Source organism: Anabaena sp. 54, assembly GCF_017355725.1.
GTDB classification, from domain to species: Bacteria; Cyanobacteriota; Cyanobacteriia; order Cyanobacteriales; family Nostocaceae; genus Dolichospermum; species Dolichospermum heterosporum.
Genome location: NZ_JAAVWA010000029.1, coordinates 35,007 through 56,733 on the forward strand (window position 1 = coordinate 35,007; position 21,727 = coordinate 56,733).

The 21,727-nt window shown below is 38.6% G+C and carries 15 protein-coding genes and 2 pseudogenes; 7 read left to right on the forward strand and 10 right to left on the reverse strand.

The features are described 5' to 3' along the window. Positions 1-97 precede the first annotated feature (97 nt). Positions 98-3,304, reverse strand: a complete 3,207-nt coding sequence (locus HEQ36_RS20615) for a glycoside hydrolase family 15 protein (protein ID WP_053539029.1) — start codon at positions 3,302-3,304, stop codon at positions 98-100. A 135-nt stretch (positions 3,305-3,439) separates the two neighbouring features. On the opposite strand from HEQ36_RS20615, the gene HEQ36_RS20620 reads away from it, so the two are divergent. Then, positions 3,440-4,438 (forward strand): Rpn family recombination-promoting nuclease/putative transposase, encoded by a 999-nt coding sequence (locus HEQ36_RS20620; RefSeq protein WP_053539028.1) that lies wholly within the window; start codon positions 3,440-3,442, stop codon positions 4,436-4,438. A gap of 339 nt (positions 4,439-4,777) precedes the next feature. Beyond that, positions 4,778-4,948, forward strand: a pseudogene (locus HEQ36_RS20625) (LuxR C-terminal-related transcriptional regulator); the annotation flags it as partial. On the opposite strand, the pseudogene HEQ36_RS20630 reads toward HEQ36_RS20625, so the two are convergent. The 3 genes and pseudogenes from HEQ36_RS20630 to HEQ36_RS20640 form a co-directional block, all read right to left on the reverse strand. Continuing rightward, positions 4,940-5,340 (reverse strand): annotated as a pseudogene (locus HEQ36_RS20630) (type II toxin-antitoxin system VapC family toxin). The pseudogenes HEQ36_RS20625 and HEQ36_RS20630 overlap by 9 nt on opposite strands. A gap of 4 nt (positions 5,341-5,344) precedes the next feature. After that, the gene (locus tag HEQ36_RS20635) at positions 5,345-5,641 is read right to left on the reverse strand and encodes a hypothetical protein (RefSeq protein WP_053539026.1); all 297 of its coding nucleotides are present in this window, start codon (positions 5,639-5,641) and stop codon (positions 5,345-5,347) included. Positions 5,642-6,322: 681 nt separating this feature from the next. Further along, entirely contained in the window at positions 6,323-7,225 is a 903-nt protein-coding gene (locus HEQ36_RS20640) for an AAA family ATPase (protein WP_053539025.1), read from the reverse strand. 447 nt (positions 7,226-7,672) lie between these two features. Between HEQ36_RS20640 and nifJ the strand changes: the two genes are divergently transcribed. Beyond that, a complete protein-coding gene (gene nifJ, locus HEQ36_RS20645) occupies positions 7,673-11,224 on the forward strand; it encodes a pyruvate:ferredoxin (flavodoxin) oxidoreductase (RefSeq protein ID WP_168636026.1) in 3,552 nt (1,183 codons plus the stop codon). Between the two features lie 598 nt (positions 11,225-11,822). After that, positions 11,823-12,554, forward strand: a complete 732-nt coding sequence (locus tag HEQ36_RS20650) for a Uma2 family endonuclease (protein ID WP_168636027.1) — start codon at positions 11,823-11,825, stop codon at positions 12,552-12,554. Positions 12,555-12,712: 158 nt separating this feature from the next. Here HEQ36_RS20650 and HEQ36_RS20655 read toward each other — a convergent pair whose 3' ends face one another. Next, positions 12,713-13,732 (reverse strand): Rid family detoxifying hydrolase, encoded by a 1,020-nt coding sequence (locus HEQ36_RS20655; protein WP_053539022.1) that lies wholly within the window; start codon positions 13,730-13,732, stop codon positions 12,713-12,715. Positions 13,733-13,887: 155 nt separating this feature from the next. Continuing rightward, positions 13,888-14,319: an NUDIX hydrolase gene (locus tag HEQ36_RS20660; protein ID WP_053539021.1), complete on the reverse strand. Its 432-nt coding sequence runs from the start codon at positions 14,317-14,319 to the stop codon at positions 13,888-13,890. 152 nt (positions 14,320-14,471) lie between these two features. Between HEQ36_RS20660 and malQ the strand changes: the two genes are divergently transcribed. Further along, the gene (malQ, locus tag HEQ36_RS20665) at positions 14,472-15,989 is read left to right on the forward strand and encodes a 4-alpha-glucanotransferase (protein WP_053539020.1); all 1,518 of its coding nucleotides are present in this window, start codon (positions 14,472-14,474) and stop codon (positions 15,987-15,989) included. Positions 15,990-16,167: 178 nt separating this feature from the next. Here malQ and HEQ36_RS20670 read toward each other — a convergent pair whose 3' ends face one another. Both HEQ36_RS20670 and HEQ36_RS20675 read right to left on the reverse strand, forming a co-directional pair. Then, complete coding sequence (locus HEQ36_RS20670; protein ID WP_053539019.1) at positions 16,168-16,944, reverse strand: RodZ domain-containing protein; 777 nt, start codon at positions 16,942-16,944, stop codon at positions 16,168-16,170. Between the two features lie 16 nt (positions 16,945-16,960). After that, entirely contained in the window at positions 16,961-17,734 is a 774-nt protein-coding gene (locus tag HEQ36_RS20675; RefSeq protein ID WP_168636029.1) for a pseudouridine synthase, read from the reverse strand. A gap of 142 nt (positions 17,735-17,876) precedes the next feature. Between HEQ36_RS20675 and HEQ36_RS20680 the strand changes: the two genes are divergently transcribed. Then, positions 17,877-18,590, forward strand: coding sequence for a DUF2993 domain-containing protein (locus tag HEQ36_RS20680; RefSeq protein ID WP_168636030.1), 714 nt, complete (start codon positions 17,877-17,879; stop codon positions 18,588-18,590). A 103-nt stretch (positions 18,591-18,693) separates the two neighbouring features. On the opposite strand, the gene HEQ36_RS20685 is transcribed toward HEQ36_RS20680, so the two are convergent. Together HEQ36_RS20685 and cbiT are read right to left on the reverse strand one after the other, a co-directional pair. Then, a complete protein-coding gene (locus HEQ36_RS20685) occupies positions 18,694-19,584 on the reverse strand; it encodes a phosphatidate cytidylyltransferase (RefSeq protein ID WP_168636031.1) in 891 nt (296 codons plus the stop codon). 567 nt (positions 19,585-20,151) lie between these two features. Then, on the reverse strand, positions 20,152-20,754 hold the full coding sequence (gene cbiT, locus HEQ36_RS20690; protein ID WP_053539015.1) for a precorrin-6Y C5,15-methyltransferase subunit CbiT: 603 nt from the start codon (positions 20,752-20,754) through the stop codon (positions 20,152-20,154). 449 nt (positions 20,755-21,203) lie between these two features. On the opposite strand from cbiT, the gene HEQ36_RS20695 reads away from it, so the two are divergent. Then, the gene (locus HEQ36_RS20695) at positions 21,204-21,653 is read left to right on the forward strand and encodes a hypothetical protein (RefSeq protein WP_233455470.1); all 450 of its coding nucleotides are present in this window, start codon (positions 21,204-21,206) and stop codon (positions 21,651-21,653) included. Positions 21,654-21,727 lie beyond the last annotated feature (74 nt).

Genomic DNA, 21,727 nt, shown 5'->3' on the forward strand with positions numbered 1-21,727 from the left:
GTTCCCTGTTCCCTGTTCCCTGTTCCCTGTTCCCTGTTCCCTGTTCCCTGTTCACTGTTCACTGTTTTACATGAAAGGTGCTGGAAAAGCCTTGAGTTTAAACATCTTCAACAAACTCCGTTAAGAACCTAAACGCCTTCAAAATATAATTGGCACAATCTTGGGGAGAGCTATTATAAAATGATGGCCATGCACTGGCTTTATCTTCATCATAGCGATCGCTCCTATGGGGATGATTTTCCAACCACGCTAACCGGACTGCGTGACCGATTAACACATCTAAAACTATATATTCCTCAATTTGCAACTTAGGGTTATTAGCCACGATTGCAGCCAATTCCATCAAGGCTTCTACATTAACTTGGCGATATTCTGGAGCTTCAATTTTATTCAGCAAATGTTCAACTAATAAAGCAAAATTTCTTTCTCCTGCTGTCATTTCCGAAAGCATAATTTCACTTTCTAACCGATTCCGTCGTTCCAATTTATCGCCAATAACTAAACCTTTGCAATGCTGCATTAATAGCCAAACTTGTTTAAAAAAGTCTTTAGGTACGCGATTTAATGCCCCTTCTGCTTGACGAAATCTCCGCCAACCATCAGGAGGAACTTCTGCTTCTTCACTAATTACAGGTAGGACAACCCAAGCAATGTCACTTTCTTTTTGTTTAACGTGCAATGATTCCTGTTGACGTAATAAACTACTCACCCCACTATATCCAGTTAACACTTGACGCAACCGCATTTTTACTTCAAAAGGTGATAGCTGCATTAATCTTTCATAAGCTTCATCTTGGGTGAGGATGAATTCTCTGGCTATGTCGCTAGTAATTAAAAGAATCAAATAACCAACCCTTAATGTGAGAAATCCACGAAATAATTCTGGTTCTGACTTGATTAACACACCAAGATAAATGAGAATTTCTTGTGTTAAAACTCTATCTCGTATATCCTCACGACAGAAGTTATTAATTTTCTCAGTAATCTCACTTCCAGATATAGGAACAACTATCAAAGAAGCCTGACTATAAGCCCTCCCAACTGCAATTTGCTTACCTTGAACCAAAATACTCGTTATCGCGTCTGATAAGCCAATATCGAGCATTTGGCGTAAACCCGCAGCCCGTCGTACCACCGCCCACAAACCTAAATCCCCGGCTTTAATATAAACTTCATCAAGTAAATCGGCTACAGTGACAGCATGGGTAGGACCCGCATAGCCCGTATCAAATTCTAAACCCTGTAACCGAGTTAAAGTTTGCAGTAATTCAATTTGCTCATAAATATTTTCTGATGAGCGCAAATATTTTAATAATAAATCTAAGTTAGTTTCACATTCCATTTGGAATTCTTGGGTATGTCCCAAAGACCAACTTTTTTCTAAATGAGAAGTCAGGTAATAACAACGGATTCCCCGATTTGCAACTGATGATTGAGAGAATTGTGCATCTGACAAAAAATCAATTCTTTGAATTGCTGCTGTCAGCATTAATTGATTGAGTTTTCCTAATTTTACATGGACTCCGTTACAAATACCATCTTTGAGTTCTTGCATTAATTCTAATAATGCTTCAGAACCAGTTTCTAGCATAGTTCGAGTAATCATTAAAGTCAAAGTCGGACGACCTAAATCACTCCAGTATTTTTGAATATAAGCCAATTCACCTCTAATTTGATCTACTAAAAAATGATAATCAAGAGTTAAATAAAACTGTTGAGAATCTAGGAATGATGGTAAAAAGACAACTGTTTGCTCTCGAATCCGAAAGAACCTTGATATCGTTAAACTTCTCAGTCTTCGCAAAGGACGACCCGTTAAACCCAATTGATCATTTCTGCCAATTTGCGTATAAATTTGGGAAAGTTCTTCGGATTTTCTAATTTGAATTGGTGCAACTTGGGTAGGAGTTTGAGTTTCAATTCCATATACTTCTAATTGCGTTTGTAGAGCTTCATCTTCTGCTATTAAAGCAATTTGAACTAAAGCACTGCGCTGTTTTCCGACATTTAAATGTCTTCCCAAAGGATCAATATCTCCCAATGAGATTAAGCCTTCGCTTAACATTTCACCCAAATAATATAAGCTTTGCGCCCAAACTAAAGGAATATTTTCATTTGGTAATCTTAACTGAGACTGAGGATTTAATTTCTCAGCTTCTATACTTTCTTCAGGAACATAATAAATTTCTGGTAATAGCTGTAACCCATTTTGTTCTACCAACAATAATTGTAGAAGTTGCTGATATTTCTCAACTTGTGCTTGTTCACCCCGAAATAAACCATCAAGAACTAAATAAGTAAAAAACAATGGCCATTCACATTCAATATGTTCAAATTGTTTAAGTTCACCAGGTTCATAGTGGAGGCGTTCGGTGTCTTCTAAAACGGTTTGATGTCCATCTCGCAAAAACCTTTTACAACCATATTTTCCCTCAAGTTTACTAATAATTTCATTCAAGGTGCGTTCTCGTAACTGCTCATCTTTCACCGCAAAAGCAGGATAACTAATAATACTTAATAACGCCGCATCAATTTCTTTAGAACCTGATTCTCTAGGTAATAATGATTCTAAAGTAATTCTGGCTCTAGCAATTTCATCTGGTAAAACATGAATTACTGATGCTTGACTACCATGAACACCAAATAAGTTTAATCCATTTATAGATTCTAAAGCTGCTTTAGCCATTCCCAAGGAACTAGCGTTTAATTCTGCACTACCATGATTAATTTTATTCCCCCGTTCCCAAATACCAAAATCCGGTGTTCTGTAAGCTCGACCAATATAATAAACTAGGTTTTGGACAAAGTTCACTTCATCTAATGTAAAAATAATTGATAATCCACTGGCGGTCATTTGTGCCAACATTAATAAAAATATAGATGTCGCGTCAAGTTGCAAATGTCCCCATTCATCATCACCGACGACTATATCACCTGTAGCTGTATTGTATTTGGCATGAAGTCCATCTAATAAAGATTGTGTATGTTTAAATGTTTCGACTTTATGGGATTGTCGCATCATAGAAAACAACAACCCTCGCATTAATTTAACCACACTATGCTCTAGCTCATAGGTTCGCCCATCATCATGATCTAATTTACGATAGGCTAAAGCTAAACCCCAAACGGCTAAAATACTATACACATTATCTCGCACCCACGCATCCGTATAATCGCCATGAGCAGTAATAGCGGTACTTGCTGGTAATAAACCAGTAATCGGGTTTTGACGCGCTAAAATAATTGTCTTGATTTGCTGGTAGTAAAAATCTAAGCGTGTTAATGGTGTGGTTGATGTGTTCATTATGGTGATGAGAAAATTTAACTTTGTTGCTGTGAGGTTGATAAATAAAAAAGTTGTATAATTCCCTCTTTTGGTGTATGTAACAATTATCGAGAGGAGAATTTATTTTGGGTAGGATTAATCTAGAATCATAATATGCGACGTGACTCTATTTTCTATTATTTATTTCAAACATATCCAACCATACTGTTTGAGTTATTGCCAAATCCCCCCGCAAATGCGGCTAATTATCGCTTTGATTCGGTAGCGGTGAAAGAACCAAAGTTTGAAATTGACGGGGTGTTTTTACCACCGGAAACCGAAACTCCTGGGATTGTTTATTTCTGTGAAGTGCAATTTCAAAAAGATGAACGACTGTATGAGCGGTTATTTGGGGAGTTATTTCTCTATTTTTACAGAAATAGGGAGCGTTTTCAAGATTGGCAAGCGGTATTAATTTATCCAACTCGGAGTATGGAACAAGGGGACATTCACCCCTATCGCGCACTTTTGAGTTCGGAACAAGTCCATCGAGTATATTTGGATGAGTTGGGAGAATTTGAGCAATTACCCCTTGATGTCAGTTTGTTGGTATTGACAACTCTAAAACAAAACAAAGCCCCAGCAGCAGCACGATATTTAATCAATCGTTGTCAGCAGGAGTTACAAGAACCAACAGCTAGACGTGGCATAATGGAAATAATTACCACGATTATTTCTTATCGGTTTACTCGTTTAAGTCGTGTGGAGATAGAAGCAATGTTAGGCATAAGTTTTCAGCAAACTCGCTTGTATGAAGAACTCAGAGAAGAAGCGACCGAATTAGGTATGCAACAAGGTATGCAACAAGGTATGCAGCAAGGTATGCAGCAAGGTATGCAGCAAGGTATGCAGCAAGGTATGCAACAAGGTATGCAGCAAGGTATGCAGCAAGGTATGCAGCAAGGTATGCAGCAAGGTAAACAGGAGGGAGAAGTAAAACTGATTTTGCGGTTGTTATCGAAAAGATTTGGGGAAGTTCCTAGTCAGCTAAAAATGCAGATTGAGAAGTTATCTCTGGAACAATTGGAAGCTTTAACTGAAGTGTTTTTAGATTTTGCAAGTTTTGATAATTTAGTTGTTTGGTTGCAAAATTTAGAAGTTTCCCAGAAGTAAGTAGGTTAGCATTGAAAATCGTCGTTATGGCAAGGCAAGGGGCACTCATGCAAGAGGCAAGAGTGAAGAGGGTTTGGGCGATTTTACTTTTCTTTACACAGATTGGTTTTATTGTGTTCACCTACTTAAAAGCCAGAGATTAAGTAGGTTGGCGTTGAAAATTGTCGTTATAGCAAGGCAAGAGGCAAGAGGCACTCATGCAAGAGTGAAGAGGGTTTGGGCGATTTTACTTTTCTTTACACAGATTGGTTTTATTGTGTTCACCTACTTACCCGCGAAATCTGTAGCAGTTGAATAATTTGTAATTTGTAGGGGTTTAGCACAATGCTAAACCCTATTCTTTTGGCAGCGGGGAAAACTAATCAAGAAATTGCCCTTGCACTTTATATTACACCAGGAACGGTTAGGGTACACGTCCATGCTATCTTACAAAATTTAGAAGTGAGCGATCGCTCTCAAGCTGTTGTTGCGGCTTTGCAAAAACGGTTGATTAAAAATGATTTAATTTAATTCCTCTTGTAACCAATCTTCCAATTGCAATTCTTTTATTCTTAATAAATCAGAATCATGGGAAACTACAATTAAATTGTGAATAATAGCCGTAGCTGCTATAAATATATCTGCATCTTGAATTGGTAAACCTCTTTGTTTTAAATCAGCATAGATTTCTGACGCTTTCTGAAAAATTGCCATATCGTCCAAGAGTAAAACTTGGTATTTCTTCAAAAATTTTTCAAAGTCTGATAATTTCTTTACCGCTTTAACTGCTAAGAGTCCTCGCTCAATTTCATAGTAAGTAATCCCACTAATGAAAACTTCCTCGTTTTGACGATTTAAACTTTCTAGCTGATTGGTTACTTTTGGATTTTCCTTGAGAATTTAGTATCTAGTAGATATCCCATTGAATTATTTCCGTTTCACTGATTCATCAAATATTGCCATTTCTTCTGGTGTAAAATCATTTAACAAACCACTGATTGCTTCTACAGCTAACATTTTACTAATTCTTTCTGTTAAGTCATCTTCAGCAATTGTATCTATATCATCACCAGAATTTGGTTTAGTAAAAAGTTCGTACATTTTCTGAATCATTTTATCTTGTTCCAATCTTTCTTGATACACACTGTCATTAGCGATCAAATATTTTACGATTGCTGAAATGCGGTTAAAGGCAGTTTTTTCTTTTAGAGATGTGTTGTTCATATTTTTGTGAGATATTTTTGACAGTATACGTTATTATAGCATAGCCTCTTAACTCAACCGAGAAAATAAATAATCGCACTTAAAGAGATGTTTTTAATTTTAAACAGATGAATGGTGCGTTACATTTCATTAACTTCCCCTAAAATATCAGCGAAATGTAATAATTTCGTCATCAAATGAACCAATACAACAAGTTATTAGAGATAATGAGTAGTTTTATTTAATTTTTTCTCATAATCTTGGGTTCTGTTATCTAAGGGACTTCCAAGAAATCAAATCCCCAAAAATTTCTTGTGGTGCGGGACGAAAAGCCCGCTAATCATCAAGGACGGGCAGGATGCCTATCCCACAAAATTGGGTAATTTATTTTTTGGTGTTCCCTAAGATTAACCGATAATATCGCACTATTTAAGTTTTTTAATTGATGTAAATGATATAATAGTACGATAGTAACTTATGCGAAAGCATCGGGAGCGATCGCAATTTTAGGAAATTTCAGAAATGCCAAAGTTATTTATCAAGTAGGGTATGTTAGCGATAGTGTAACGCACCGAATATGGTGATAGTGGGTTAAGATTCCCATTTTTAAACAAATACCCCATCAATAGGGTGCGTTACATTTCATTAACGCACCCTACAAGATCAGCTAATAACGTCAAAAAGATGATTGATATATAGTTATTAAATATCCTCCCAGGTAATTGTCATCATCATTTCCTTATTAACATCGGTTATTTTAACTAATCTATTAGCTTGTCTTTCAATCGTTTTTTCAAAAATATTCCTGACAAGTCTACCATTTCCAAAACTTTTGTTTTTTTCAAAATATAACTTTGTGAAGTGTTTCAGAAGTTTTTCTTTACCTCTTGGGGTTATTCTATAATGTTGTTGCTTACATATTCCCTCAAAAATATTTAATAGTTCTTCTGGTTTATAATCTTCAAAATAAAAATATCTATTAAATCTCGACTGTAACCCTGGATTAGCATTAATAAATATTGACATCTCATCACTATAACCAGCGACAATCACAACCACCCTATCTCGATAGTCTTCCATTCTTTTGAGTAAAGTATCTATCGCTTCTTGTCCAAAATCTTTTCCTGAATCTGCTGGTGCTAGTGTATAAGCTTCATCAATAAATAATACTCCATCTAATGCTGAATTTACAACTTCATCTACTTTTAAAGCTGTTTGTCCAACATAACCTGCAACCAAACCTGATCTATCAGTTTCTACAACATGGCCTTTAGCAAGTATACCTAGTTCTCTATATATTTCACCCATTAAACGTGCAACTGTGGTTTTACCAGTTCCCGGAGGTCCACAAAATACTGAATGTAGGGAAATAGAAATATTTGGTAAACCTTGTTCCTGACGCATTTTCTGAACTTTGAGAAAATTGATAAAAGTGTTAATATCATTTTTGACATTTTCCATTCCCACAAGGTGATTTAACTTAGTGATAACATCATCTAAACATTGAGATTGAGAATTACTTTGACTGTTATTCTTTCCAGATATATTTAACTCACTCTTTAGGCGTAATAGTTCAATTTCAATTTCAGGATCTCGATAAGTCATAATTGATATTGATTGGGTGTTAATACAGGTGATTAACTTTAAATTATACTGTAAAACCTTGTATAACTGTCAACTATCTTGCCCAAAAACTTCCCGCACCTCCACCCCATGACAATCATTTAACTTTGATAAATCAAAGATTATAGCTATTGAGTACAACATTAATATTGATATATCCAGAAGATTTACTATTTGCTATAATCAAAATATTGGCTAAAAGTCAGAATAATTCATGAGTAATAATTGATAATTAATAAAACTGTAGAAAATATCACAAATTAACTTCCTGACTTTAGCTGTTTTCAATGCTTATCTTTTTGGTTTCTCTGCATAGATTAGTAAGGTGCGTCAGACGTTAAATCATACTTAAATTCGACTATTTATCAATCTGACGCACCCTACGGAAAAATTGAAACAAACAGAAAAGAGACACACAGAAGGAAAATCATGCCCAAATCTTATGCCACAATTGATGGTAACGAAGCTGTTGCCCGTGTAGCTTACAAATTGAATGAAGTAATTGCTATTTATCCGATTACCCCATCTTCAAATATGGGTGAATGGGCTGATGCTTGGATGTCAGAAAATAAACCAAATCTTTGGGGAACTGTTCCCAGTGTTACCCAAATGCAAAGCGAAGGAGGGGCTGCTGCTGCTGTCCATGGGGCATTACAAACGGGGGCATTAAGTACAACTTTCACCGCTTCTCAGGGATTATTATTAATGATTCCTAACTTGTACAAAATTGCGGGAGAATTAACCAGTTTTGTCATTCATGTTTCTGCCCGTTCTTTAGCTACTCATGCTTTATCTATTTTCGGTGATCATAGTGATGTTATGGCTGCAAGGGCGACTGGCTTCGCTTTTTTGTGTTCAGCTTCTGTGCAGGAAAGTCATGATTTTGCTTTAATTTCTCATGCGGCAACTTTAGCAGCAAGAGTGTCATTTATGCACTTTTTTGATGGGTTTAGAACTTCCCATGAAGTGCAGAAAGTTGAGTTGTTATCTGATGAGGATTTACAAGCTTTCATTCCCCAATATTTAGTATTTGCACATCGTCAACGGTGCTTAACTCCAGATAAACCAGTATTACGAGGAACAGCACAAAATCCTGATGTTTATTTTCAATCTCGTGAAGGTGCAAACCCTTATTATGATGGTTGTGCTGATATTGTTCAAACAATAATGGATAAATTTGGAGAACGCACAGGCAGATATTACAAACTCTATGAATATCATGGCGCACCCAAGGCAGAAAGAGTAATTGTAATTATGGGTTCTGGTTGTGAAACTGTCCATGAAACTGTGGATTATCTCAACAATCAAGGGGAAAAAGTTGGAGTTATCAAAGTGCGGCTTTTCCGTCCTTTTGATGTAGCCAGATTTATAGAAGCATTACCAAATAGTGTTAAATCTATTGCTGTCCTTGATAGAACTAAAGAAGCTGGAAGTGCAGGAGAACCTTTATATTTAGATGTGGTGACAGCTATTTATGAAGGGTGGAAAAAAACTACATTCCCGAAAATTGTTGGGGGCAGATATGGACTGTCTTCTAAGGAATTTACTCCGGCAATGGTGAAGAGTATTTTCGATAATCTGACTCAACTTAAACCCAAAAATCATTTCACAATTGGGATTAATGATGATGTCACTTTCACTTCTTTGAATTTTGATGCCAATTTCTCTACAGAACCAGATCATGTGGTTCGGGCAATGTTCTATGGTTTAGGTTCAGATGGTACAGTAGGGGCAAATAAAAACTCCATCAAAATCATCGGGGAAGGTACAGAAAATAACGCCCAAGGTTACTTTGTTTATGATTCTAAAAAGTCCGGTTCTATGACAGTTTCTCATTTACGGTTTGGAACTGGAACAATTCGCTCAACTTACCTGATAGACAAGGCTAATTTTATCGGTTGTCATCATTGGGGATTTGTGGAAACTATTGATATTTTAAAAGCTGCTGCACCGGGAGCGACTTTGTTGTTAAATAGTCCTTATGATGCTGATCAGGTTTGGGAAAATCTACCTTCAAAAGTTCAACAGCAAATTATTGACAAGAACCTGAAAGTTTATACTATTAATGCTAGTCAAGTGGCAAAAGATAGTGGTATGGGACACAGAATTAACACTATCATGCAGGTGTGTTTCTTTGCTTTAGCGGGGGTATTGCCAGAAAGAGAAGCGATCGCTAAAATCAAACAAGCCATAGAAAAAACCTATGGTAAAAAAGGCGCAGAAGTTGTCAAGATGAATTTGAAAGCCGTAGACAACACTCTAGAAAATCTCCATGAAGTCGGTAATAGGTCATTGGTAAGAGGTAATAGGGAAGAAACGCAATTAGCAATTACCAAACCCAAATTTATCGAGAATGTTCTCAGCAAAATCATGGTCTGGGAAGGTGATGATTTACCTGTAAGTGCGTTACCTGCTGACGGAACTTTCCCCAGTGGAACTGCAAAATGGGAAAAACGCAACGTTGCGGAGGAAATCCCCGTTTGGGAGGCTGATGTCTGCGTTCAATGTGGTAAATGTGTGATGGTTTGTCCTCATGCTGCTATTCGCGCCAAAGCTTATCAATCCAGTGAGTTAGTCAACGCACCCATATCTTTTAAGTCCACTAATGCCAAAGATAAGAGCTTTGCTAACCAGAAATTCACCATTCAGGTAGCGCCAGAAGACTGTACAGGCTGTGAAATTTGTGTTAGCGTCTGTCCTGCCAAAAACAAGGCAGAACCCACCCGCAAGGCGATTAATATGAGTCCGCAATTACCGTTGCGGGAACAAGAACGGGAAAATTGGAACTTCTTTTTGAATTTACCAAATCCTGACCGGAAAACTTTGAAAGTAAACCAAATTCGTCAGCAGCAATTACAAGAACCGTTGTTTGAATTTTCCGGTGCTTGTGCTGGTTGTGGAGAAACGCCCTACCTTAAATTATTAACACAATTGTTTGGCGATCGCTCACTCGTTGCCAACGCCACCGGCTGTTCTTCCATTTACGGTGGAAATCTCCCCACAACTCCTTGGAGTCAAAACGCTGACGGTAGAGGTCCTGCATGGTCTAATAGTTTATTTGAAGATAACGCCGAATTTGGTTTTGGTTATCGTTTATCTATAGACAAACAAGCGGAATTTGCAGGAGAATTATTGTCACAATTAAGTAGTGAAATTGGCGATAATTTAGTTAATGCCATTCTCAAAGCTGAACAAAAAACCGAAGCTGATATTTGGGACCAACGGGAAAGAATTGTCATTCTCAACCACAAATTAGCTGAGATTGCGGAAACTATAAAAGACGCAAATCTCAAATCCAAAATCCAAAATCTCAAATCCCTCGCTGATTATTTAGTCAAGAAAAGTGTGTGGATAGTTGGGGGTGATGGTTGGGCGTATGATATAGACTTTGGTGGAATTGATCATGTGATTTCCACAGGACGCAATGTGAACATTTTGGTAATGGATACAGAAGTTTATTCTAACACTGGAGGACAATCTTCTAAAGCCACACCAAAAGCCGCAGTTGCTAAATATGCAACTGGCGGAAAACCAGCACCAAAGAAAGATTTGGGTTTAATGGCGATGACTTATGGTAATGTTTATGTGGCGAGTGTAGCGTTAGGTGCGCGTGATGAACATACACTCAAAGCATTTTTAGAAGCGGAAGCTTTTGACGGTCCATCAATCATTATTGCTTACAGTCATTGTATTGCTCACGGGATTGATATGACCAAAGGTTTACATCAGCAAAAGGCTCTAGTAGACTCAGGAAGATGGTTGTTATATCGCTATAATCCAGCATTACAAGAACAGGGTAAAAATCCCTTACAATTGGATATGAAAGCACCTTCTGAATCCGTGGAGAAGTCAATGTATCAAGAGAACCGATTTAAGATGTTGACGAAAAGTAAACCGGAGGTTGCCAAGTTGTTGCTAGAACAAGCGCAAATGGAAGTTAATGCTAGATGGGAAATGTATCAATATTTAGCGAATAGGTAAAGGTCTTCCTAAGTAGGGTGTTTGAAAAGTATTAGATGAAACCGATAATCTTCAGAAACCTAACCCCCCTTCCCTACCTCTCCCTAACCCTCTCCTCTTAGGAGAGGGAAAAGGAATAACAGGCGTTGCTGAATCGAGGTATGAAATTTCCAAATTGAACCTTTAAAAATCTTACCTCAGTGCGTCTACTCTTCGAGATCACGAAGCGTGATTGCGCCTTTGCGTGAGACTAAAATTCATACCCTTAATCAGCAACGCCGAATAACATTTAATACTGGAGAGGTTTACCAGAGGGGTTTATTTTGCCAAAGATTATCAATTTACTTCTGTGGAAGTGAAAGAAAAAACATTTCGGTCCGAGAGAAATGAAGTTAATCCTCTTCTGTCAGATTGGGAAAATTCAATACCTGGGAGGTTTATGGAGCTTTGGTTTTGACATTTTATGCAGCAATTTTATTTTTTAATACATAAAAAAAGTGCCAACCCTTGATGAAATAAGAGTTACAAAAAATGGATTCAATTATTGTTTTCCGAGAGTGACATAACAGGGTTAACTAGTTAAACTAGAATTTACAACCTGAATACAGGAAAACCCATCATGATTATTGCTACCCAAGCATACCAAATCACTTGGGAAAAACTACCCGATGATTACATTCTCCCAGATGATCCAGTGGACAACATCTACCAACCAGCCCAAGCCGCTGCCCTGACTGAAAGCCTCCAACTAGCCGGTAAACTTCCCCCAAATTGCCTCACACCGACTAACTACGGTATCTGTGCCACCGTCAATAGCAAAATTGTCATTAAAGCTCCTGATTGGGCTTATATACCCGAAATTCGCGTCACGAAGCAAGAAGTCTTTCGTAGTTATACACCCCAAGTACAGGGAGATATTCCCGTAATAGTGATGGAATTTATTTCTGATACAGACGGAACAGAATATTCCAGTAAACCTACTTATCCCCCTGGAAAATGGTTTTTCTATGAAAAAATCTTAAAAGTACCTAATTACGCCATTTTTGAACCAGATAGCGGTAGTTTAGAATTTTATCAGCTAAACTCTAATACAGGTTTGTACACCTTACAAAATCCTCATGAAAACCAACGTTACTGGATAGAGGAAATGAACCTTTACTTGGGAGTGTGGGAAGGGACAAGGGAAAACCTCACTAGTAAATGGTTAAGATGGTGGGACGAACAGGGAAATTTGCTGTTGTGGAGTTCAGAATTAGTAGAACAAAAACAACAAGAGATAGAACAACAAAAACAACGTGCTGACAAATTAGCTGCCCAATTAAAAGCATTAGGTATCGAACCAGAAAAATAAAAGTAGAGTGGGCATTGCCCACAGGATATACTGCAAACGGTTCATAGTTTAACCAAATATGAAACCCCTCTCCAAACCTCTCCCCGCAACGGGGAGAGGCTTTGAAGCTTGTTCTTTGTATGATAAAAAAGTCCAGTTTCTAGCCGTTTTGAGTATAATTAACCACCAATAACAGCAATACAATCAATTTCTACCAACACATTTTTAGGCAAACGGGAAACCTCCACACAAGCACGCGCTGGGGCGGTATCTTCGGAAAAATATTTTGCATAAACCGCATTGACAGCGGCAAAATCATTCATATCAGCTAAAAATACACCAGTTTTTACCACATCTGCAAATGTAGCTCCTGCTTCTGTCAGGATAGCTTCAATATTTTTCATTACCTGTTCAGTTTGCTTAACTACATCTTCGGTGTAGTCAACATCACCTAAACGGGGATCTATGGCAATTTGTCCAGCTACAAACAACATTTGCCCAGAAGCGAGAATTGCTTGATTGTATGGTCCAACTGGTGCAGGTGCTTTATCGGTACGGATTACTTTACGAGTCATAATATATATGTCTTTTGGCTCTTTTGTTAATGGTGTTTCTGGTTTACCGAATTCTAAATCTGTAGATGTTTGGTAAACTTCTCCATCTGGCATTATCGCACCTGTGAGGTCTGCATTTTTAAAGGTTGCACCGTAAATATTCGCGCCGGTTAAATCTGCTTTTTTCAGATTTGCACTATCTAGATTTGCTCTCATTAAATCTGCATTTTGTAAATCTGCTCTTTCTAAATTTGCCCCTTGTAAACAAGCTTTTTGGAGATTTGCACTATTGAGGTTTGCTTTTATCAAGTTGGCATTATCCAAGTGAGCATTACTGAAATTTGCACTTTCTAGCTTTGCTTTACTCAAATTAGCACCACTCAAGTTAGCCCAACTCAAATTCAAATTAGAAGCGCATACTAACTCACTCAAGTTAGCATTTTCTAAAGATGCCCTCGTGAGATTTGTACGGTCAAGATCCGCTTTACTCAGGTTAGCATCATTCAAATCTGCCCGCGACAAATCTGCACCTGTGAAGTCGATTTCACTCAAATCCGCACCTTCAAGGTCTACCGTTTTCAGATTTTCCGAACGAAAATTCCGTTCCCCAGCAGCGTATTTCTCTAAAAGTTCTTCAGCGTCCATAATGCACCATTGAATACCATGAAAACAGTATAAAACAAAGAAGCAACATGACTACAGAGTTAAACGCCTTGGGTTTAGCATTGCTAAACCCCTACATTTTTCTTCTTTCTTCTTCTCTTCCTTCGTGTCCTTCGCTTCTTCGTGGTTTATTTCTCTTACCCCAACCTCGGACGAATCCCATAATTTCTATATTGCCAATAATCCCGCAAAATCCGGTCATGATCAAAACACAAATTACCAGGAACACACCAAGGCGAGAAAATACCCAAACTCTTAGCATCATCACCCGCCAAAGGTTCACCCGTAGCAGTTGCTAAAAACACAATACTAATCGTATGCTGACGGCGATCGCGCTTAGGATCAGAATACACTAATAACTGTTCGACTAATTCTACTTTTAAACCTATTTCTTCCTCTGCTTCCCTAATTGCCGCCTTTTCCAGCGATTCACCATAATCAACAAAACCACCGGGTAACGCCCAACCTAATGGTTCATTATGTCTTTCAATCAGGATAATGGGGCGATGAGGTCTATCAATTAATTCAATAATGATATCAACGGTGGGTGCAGGATTTCTGTAAGTCATAAGATTTTAGATTTTGGATTTTGGATTATGTATTAATTATTTACTCTTGTTTCTATTTCTTCATGAATCAGAACAGTCAACGCTGGCTATGGCATGATAAATTCGATGCGTGATTTATAAAAAATTACGTTTTCCTATATTTCAGGTTAAATATGCCTTTTCCTAGATCAAGTGGTATTTTACTACATCCTACTTCTTTCCCCAGTCGGTTTGGTATTGGGGATTTGGGTTTGGAAGCTTATCGGTTTATTGATTTTCTCAAAAATAGTCAGCAGCAATATTGGCAAGTTTTACCGCTAGGACCGACTGGTTACGGTAATTCTCCCTATATGTGCTACTCCGCAATGGCTGGAAATTACTTTTTGATTAGTCCAGAGAAGTTGTTAGAGGAGGGTTTGTTAATTGCCGAAGATTTGGCTGATTTACCAGATTTTACCGTAGATAAGGTAGATTTTAATGAGGTGATCCCTGTCAAGGTCAATCTGCTCATTAAAGCTTGTGAGGATTTTAAAATTAAAGCAAATTCAACTCAAAAACAGGCTTTTGCTAAGTTTTGTGCTGATAAAGGCTATTGGTTAAATAATTATGCGCTATTTATGGCTCTTAAAGATATCCAAAATGGTGCAAGCTGGTACAATTGGGAACCGGAATTGGCAAAGCGTGAACCAGCAGCTTTAGCTCAGATGGAAAAAGAATTAGCAGAGGAGATTTTTTATTACAAGTTTGTTCAATATGAGTTTTTCCGGCAGTGGTCAGAACTGAAAAACTATGCTAATGACAATGGGATAGAGATTATTGGTGATATCCCTATTTATGTAGCCCATGATAGTGCTGATGTGTGGGCTAATCCTGAGATTTTTGCTTTAGATGCAGAAACGGGAGAAGTGGCTTTAATGGCGGGAGTTCCACCCGACTACTTTAGCGCTACTGGTCAATTATGGGGAAATCCGGTTTATAACTGGGAAGAATTGCAAAAACAAGATTTCAAATGGTGGATATTACGCTTTGAGGCGATGCTGGATTATGTGGATATAATTCGCATTGATCATTTCCGGGGTTTTGAGGCTTATTGGGCTGTTCCCCAGGGAGAAACGACTGCCATGAATGGCGAATGGATTGAAGCACCTGGAGTGGCTTTATTTGAGGCAATTAGAAAGCATTTGGGTAAGTTACCTGTTTTGGCGGAGGATTTGGGAATTATTACGCCAGAAGTGGAAGCACTGCGAGATCAGTTTGAGTTTCCAGGGATGAAAGTATTGCAGTTTGCCTTTGGTTCTGATCCCGGTAATCCTTTTTTACCCTTTAACTACACACGAAATGCTGTAGTTTATACTGGTACTCATGATAATGATACGACTGTAGGCTGGTTTAATGCTGCAAATGATTACGAAAAGCAAAATCTATTGTTGTATTTGGGTTGTATCAGTCCAGATGGTATAAACTGGGATTTAATTAGGTTAGCTTTGAGTTCTATTGCCAATCAAGCAATTATACCTTTGCAGGATGTATTAGGTTTGGGGACTCAAGCCCGGATGAATTTTCCCAGTACGGCGGTGGGAAATTGGGAGTGGCGTTACCAATCGGGGGTATTAACGCCAGATTTAAGCGATCGCCTAAAAACTCTCACTTTCCGTTGCGGACGCGCTTATAGGGAAGCAGGTGACAGGTGACAGGGAGTAGGGGGAGTTGGGGGAGTAGGGGGAGTTGGGGGAGTTGGGGGAGTTGGGGGAGTTGGGGGAGTTGGGGGAGTTGGGGGAGTTGGGGGAGTTGGGGGAGTAGGGGGAGTAGGGGAAGTAGGGGGGGGAGAAAGAATTTTCCCACTGACTACTGACTACTGACCACTGACCACTATAAGTTTGGTTTAGCAGCAATGTTGATTTCTTGAGCTTTGCCGATTTCTCCCATTTCCTTTGCTTCTTGCTGATTCACACTCATTAACACACCACCAGCATTATCAGTTTTTACTGTCAGTTGCTCGGTGGCGTTCCAGGTGCGGCTAGAACCTTGTGGTAAAACTCCCTCAAAGGCTGTTTTACCATCTGTAACCACGCTAATCCAAGATGAAGCTTTTAATGTGACACCAATTTGTACGGATTGATCCCCTTGCTTGTTGATAAATGTATTATTAGCAGCTTCTTCCCCTGCCAATTGGGTTACAGTTTTTGGTTGAATTTGGCGATTGTTTGCTTGCAAAGTGGAATTATTCAACAACTGGGATAAACCGTTAACAGAGCAGAAAATCAGCCCAATATAAAGCAGGTAAAGATGAATAGGACGTAATTGAGGAACAGCTTGTACTTTCCAATTGGATTGAACACTTACTGATTGAGAACCAATGGGGAAATGACTAGCAAATTCCCCACCCCGAATTCCTAAAGCGTCTGCAAACTGTCTAATTAAGCCTTGAACATAGATGGGTTCTGGTAAGTCGCTTAAATTACCTTCTTCAATGGCTTGTAAAAGTCTTCGAGGAATTCTGGTGAATACGACTAACTCATCTAGAGTTAAACCCTGTTCCTGCCGTAGCGAACCTAGTTGAGAGCCAAGTTGCCCTAACTTTTCGGCTTGATGTTCCTTGATAGAAGGTTTGATTGACTGTTTACCCTTCTTTCTGAACCATTTCATGTTTTTCTTTTACTCCTTAACTCGGCTTTGTCTTAATAGGTGTGCGAATTATCTGCTTATTTAAAAAACTAATTTCATCCTGACTAAGATGACGGTATTTACCAGATGGCAAGGATGCTGTTGTTGATGTTTTTAATTGAATTGAACCAATAGCCGTGCGATGTAGCTTAATGACTGGATATCCCAACTGTTCGGCTATACGACGAATTTGACGGTTTCTTCCTTCCTGTAAAACTATCTCTAAACAGCTTTGATCAATATAATTTTCAATCAAACGCACTTGAGCAGGTCTTGTGATTCTTCCTTCCAGAACTATACCCTGACTCCAATTTTCGAGAACTTTTGCTGGAGGGTGTCCTTGAACTACAACGCGGTAGGTCTTGGGAATACTATGACTAGGATGGGTAAGTCCATAGGTCAATTCTCCATCATTGGTTAAAATCAATGCTCCTGTCGAGTCTACATCCAAACGGCCAACCGGGTGAATACCCCATCCGGTTCTTAATGCTAACGGGAGGAGATCCAAAACCGTTGGTCTTCCTTGGGGATCATGACAAGTGGAGACAATTCCTGCTGGTTTATGCAGTAATAGATACATTTTGGATGGACGCTGTTCTCCCAGTACAGGTTGACCATCTATAGAGATTTTATCTTGGTGAGGATCGACTTTTTGTCCTAAATGTGCTAATACCCCATTCACACATACTCGTGATTGCCTAATCATTTCTTCAGCTTCACGTCGTGAGGCTATACCCCATTGAGCTAGAATTTTTTGTAGCCGTGCCTCCATGTTTAAACTGTGATTTTCTCGCTGAATATTTTTATACTGCTAATGTTTGCATTTTGTTGTTAACAAACTTCCATGTTAAATTTAAGGTTTGTTTAAGATACTCAAGTTTTGAGCATATTTACATTGATATAACCGTCGAAAAATGACAGAACCAAGTTCCCCAAATACAAATAACAGCAAAGTCAGGATCATTACAAAAGTTTTAACATCAGCGATTAAGCTTTGGTTAAGAAGCCAATTAAATCAAGTATCTCATTTAGAGGTACAGATTACAGCAAGCGATCGCCAATTGCTGTCTGGTTGCATTCCTGGAGTATCAATTTCTGCTAGTAATGCTGTGTATCAAGGTCTTCATGCTACACAAATTGAACTTCAGGCAGAACAGATCCAACTGAATGTGGCTTCAATTTTGAAAGGACAACCTTTGCAATTATCAGCAATAGTACCTGTAGTTGGTAAGCTGATAATCGCTGAACAGGATCTTAATAATTCTCTGTCATCTCCATTATTATTAACAGCTATAAATGATGTACTGATTCCACTACTAGCAGAATATAGCCTAAATTTCAAGGACATTACTTGGCGAAGAATCACCCTTGACAATCAGGTATTGATCCTGAATGGTATCCCAGTCTCTGAGATAGAAGGGGCATTTTTCAATATTTATTTAGGCTTAGAACTACTCAATGGTCAAGAACTACAATTAACACAAGTTAAAATCAAGACTGATCGGGAGGTGCTTTGGGAAAGGAATTCTCCTTATATTATAAATCTGGGAACAGATGTTGATATCGCCAAAGTTTCTCTGATACCGGAACAACTCAGTTGTTGTGGACGTATTAACATTAACCCATAATCATTGAAAAATCAAAACTCAATATCCCCTGAATTTACTTTAAATTATATGGCTATTGTGAGTGATGTGGGCAAGTAGAGATTAAATCTTATCTTAGTTCCTGTTACAGCGTTTTTTCTAATAAAGGTAAAAGTAAGGTGATGAAATAGTACACTAGAGGAGCAGTAAAAATATAGCTATCAGTGCGATCTAAAATCCCTCCATGACCAGGGATCAATTGTCCTGAATCCTTGACACCAGCATCACGCTTGAGCAAAGATTCTGTTAAGTCACCTAACAAACTAGCAATACCAATAATTAGACCCAATGTGAAACCAGTGATTAACCAGTCGGGAAAATTGAGAAAGTAAGCCCCTGTGATCGCAACAGCTACACTAGCACTAATACCAAAAACTGCACCTTCTACAGTTTTTTTTGGACTAATATCTGATAACCGAGTTTTCCCGAAGAATTTACCAAAAGTATAAGCGCCAATATCCGCAGCCCAAATACATAAGAACGTGAGGATAGTAGCAGTTAAACCTGTGGGAAAGGCAGTCAAATTGCCTTGTCCGATATCTTGCCAATTAGATGGCCAATAACCACCTAAAGGTAAATTACTGCTAATAGCATGATCAATTCCCCGTAACCTGACCCAGTAACTTGGTAAGTAACCTACATAAAACAAACCCATAATAGAAGCGGAAATATCCGCAATGGTGGCTAATTTGGGTTGAAAAAGTAGGTAAAAACAAATAAGTGTTCCGGCTATTGGCATAATTGCATCAGCTAAACTACCATTAAGGGTACAAATTGCCAGTAGAACTTGACTAACGATCATCGTAGTTTTAACTGAGGGTGTTATGCCTCTAGAGCGAACCAAATTAAAATATTCTTGTTGACCTAAAAATACGACAATAGCGATCGCTATCGTAAAATACCAACCCCCCAATAGGGTTGCAGATAGCGCCATGATAATTGCAACAATTCCACTAATAATTCGAGACCAGGGCATAGGATAATATTTGGGATTTTAGATTTTGGATTTTGGATGCAACCCAAAACCGAAAACCGAAGGAATTTAACAATTTGTGGAAGTCCCCAGCTTCAATGTACTCCTAATATGGGGATTGTGAGCAGGGGATGACGAATCGCCAGGATTTTTTGGTAAGATATTGTGTATCTTGACCACCAATGCCGTAAGCGAAAACCAAGCTGATAGTTCACGGGCAGAAGCAACAGGGAACAGAAAAAACTCATGTTTAAAAACATGAGATTGAAATAATGACACTGTTTTTTTTCGTGCTACGCATCTTTTAAAAACATCTTTTTCTTGACTGAATCTCTAAACTGGTGAAACTTTTGTTTCTTATCTGTTCCCTGTTCCCAGTTAAGATTTCCCTGTTCCCTTTTTTTGTAAGTGTCGCCAGAGAACCCTTCGGCATAGCTCAGGGTAAAAGATTTGGGTCTTGGGAATCAGGACTCCTGCCCTTGGAGGGAATGTCAGACCCATAGAACTATGGAGTTCTAGCGGCTATTCCCGATGAATTGGGAAGCTCCGTCCGTTTTACGGCGGAGTAGTTCACTCTAGTTTCTCACCACTGAGAATGAAAATGGGATCGGCTGCTACAAAGGTTTGAGAATAGCCCCGTGTTTCTAAGCGATTCACCGCTGACTGGACAACTTCAATATTCCTAACTCTTAACTGAGAAAAGCTTTGAGAAATGGTATACAGATTTTCTAGATTAGCAGCAGTGGCAACCACTCGACCAGATGTTGGTAAATACTGCCATGCAGCTTGGACAATATCCTGTATGGCTTTTCCTCCCTCAATGCAGATGCGATCAGGTACTGACTTGATTTGGTTTAAGCATTCTGGGGCGCTACCCTCAATAACTTCGACGTTTTTAACTTCAAAGCGATCGCAGTTGCGTCTAATTAGATTAGCAACATCCTCGTCCCTTTCGATAGCAATTACCCGTCCTTGGGGACACAATAAACCTACCTCTATAGGAATTGTACCTGTTCCTGCACCAATATCCCACAATACCGAATCAGCTTGTAGTCGTAATTGGGAAATCAACAACAATCTTAATTCTCGCTGACTCAGAGGAATACCTGGTAAATTCTCAAATAATTCGTCGGGAATACCTGGGGTGATGTAAGGCCAAAGTGGGGAAGGCATAAGCAATTAACAATTAACAATTAACAATTAAAATTTAACAATTGGAAATAGGGACGATAATTTTGGTATTAAGGAATGAGGATTAAATAAAGTGCAAATCTTGTTAGATGTAATCTAACTAATGTTAGACGGTCGTTATCAAGAATTGTAAGTTAATAAATCCACGTTCCTAAGTAGAGTTTGCTGAAAAAGTTATCTGTGAGGGCTAGAAGTATGACCAACGCCACGCTGCGCTATCAGAAGTATGGCTAACACCACGCTGCGCTATCAGGAGGTAGGGGCGCAGGGCCTGCGCCCATTCACGCTACGCTACCAGCAAACCCTAAGTAGGTGAACACAATAAAACCAAACTGTGTAAAGAAACGTAAAATCGCTGAAAACTTCCTTACTCTTGCCTCTTGCCTTGCTATAACGACAATTTTCAACGCCAACCTACCTAATACTGACAAGTGACATCAGGAAACGCTCTTTCTGCACCTTTTCCCGGTAATATACCCTTTGCGTTGTTCTCCCTACCTTTTTGGGGTGTAGGTTTTTCGATGATTTACGGTATAGTATACGGCTTATTTGGCGGTGTCAGCATACATATAGATCAGCAACAAATTTCTCTTAATCACCAGTTAGGGAAATGGGAAATCCCCCGTTGTCGTTCAGTTTCCAGAGAAAGTATTAATAAACTGGTTTATGCACCCCAATATTTTACTAAAGACTCAGACGGGAATAAAACTCAAGTACCTGCAAAATTGGTAATTTGGGCAGGGGTAGAAAAATTTGAGTTTAGTGTTAATAATTTTCCGATTAAATCGGTAGGAGAACTGGAATGGTTAGCCAGGGAATTAAGTCATTGGTTAAATATACTATTTATTAACTCCCGGTTCGCCCATTTTTTAGGGAGTTAGGAAAAATGTGCAGATAAAAGTATAATCAGAGACAGGTTATACAAAATAAGCTAAGTAAGTATATGTTCGACGTT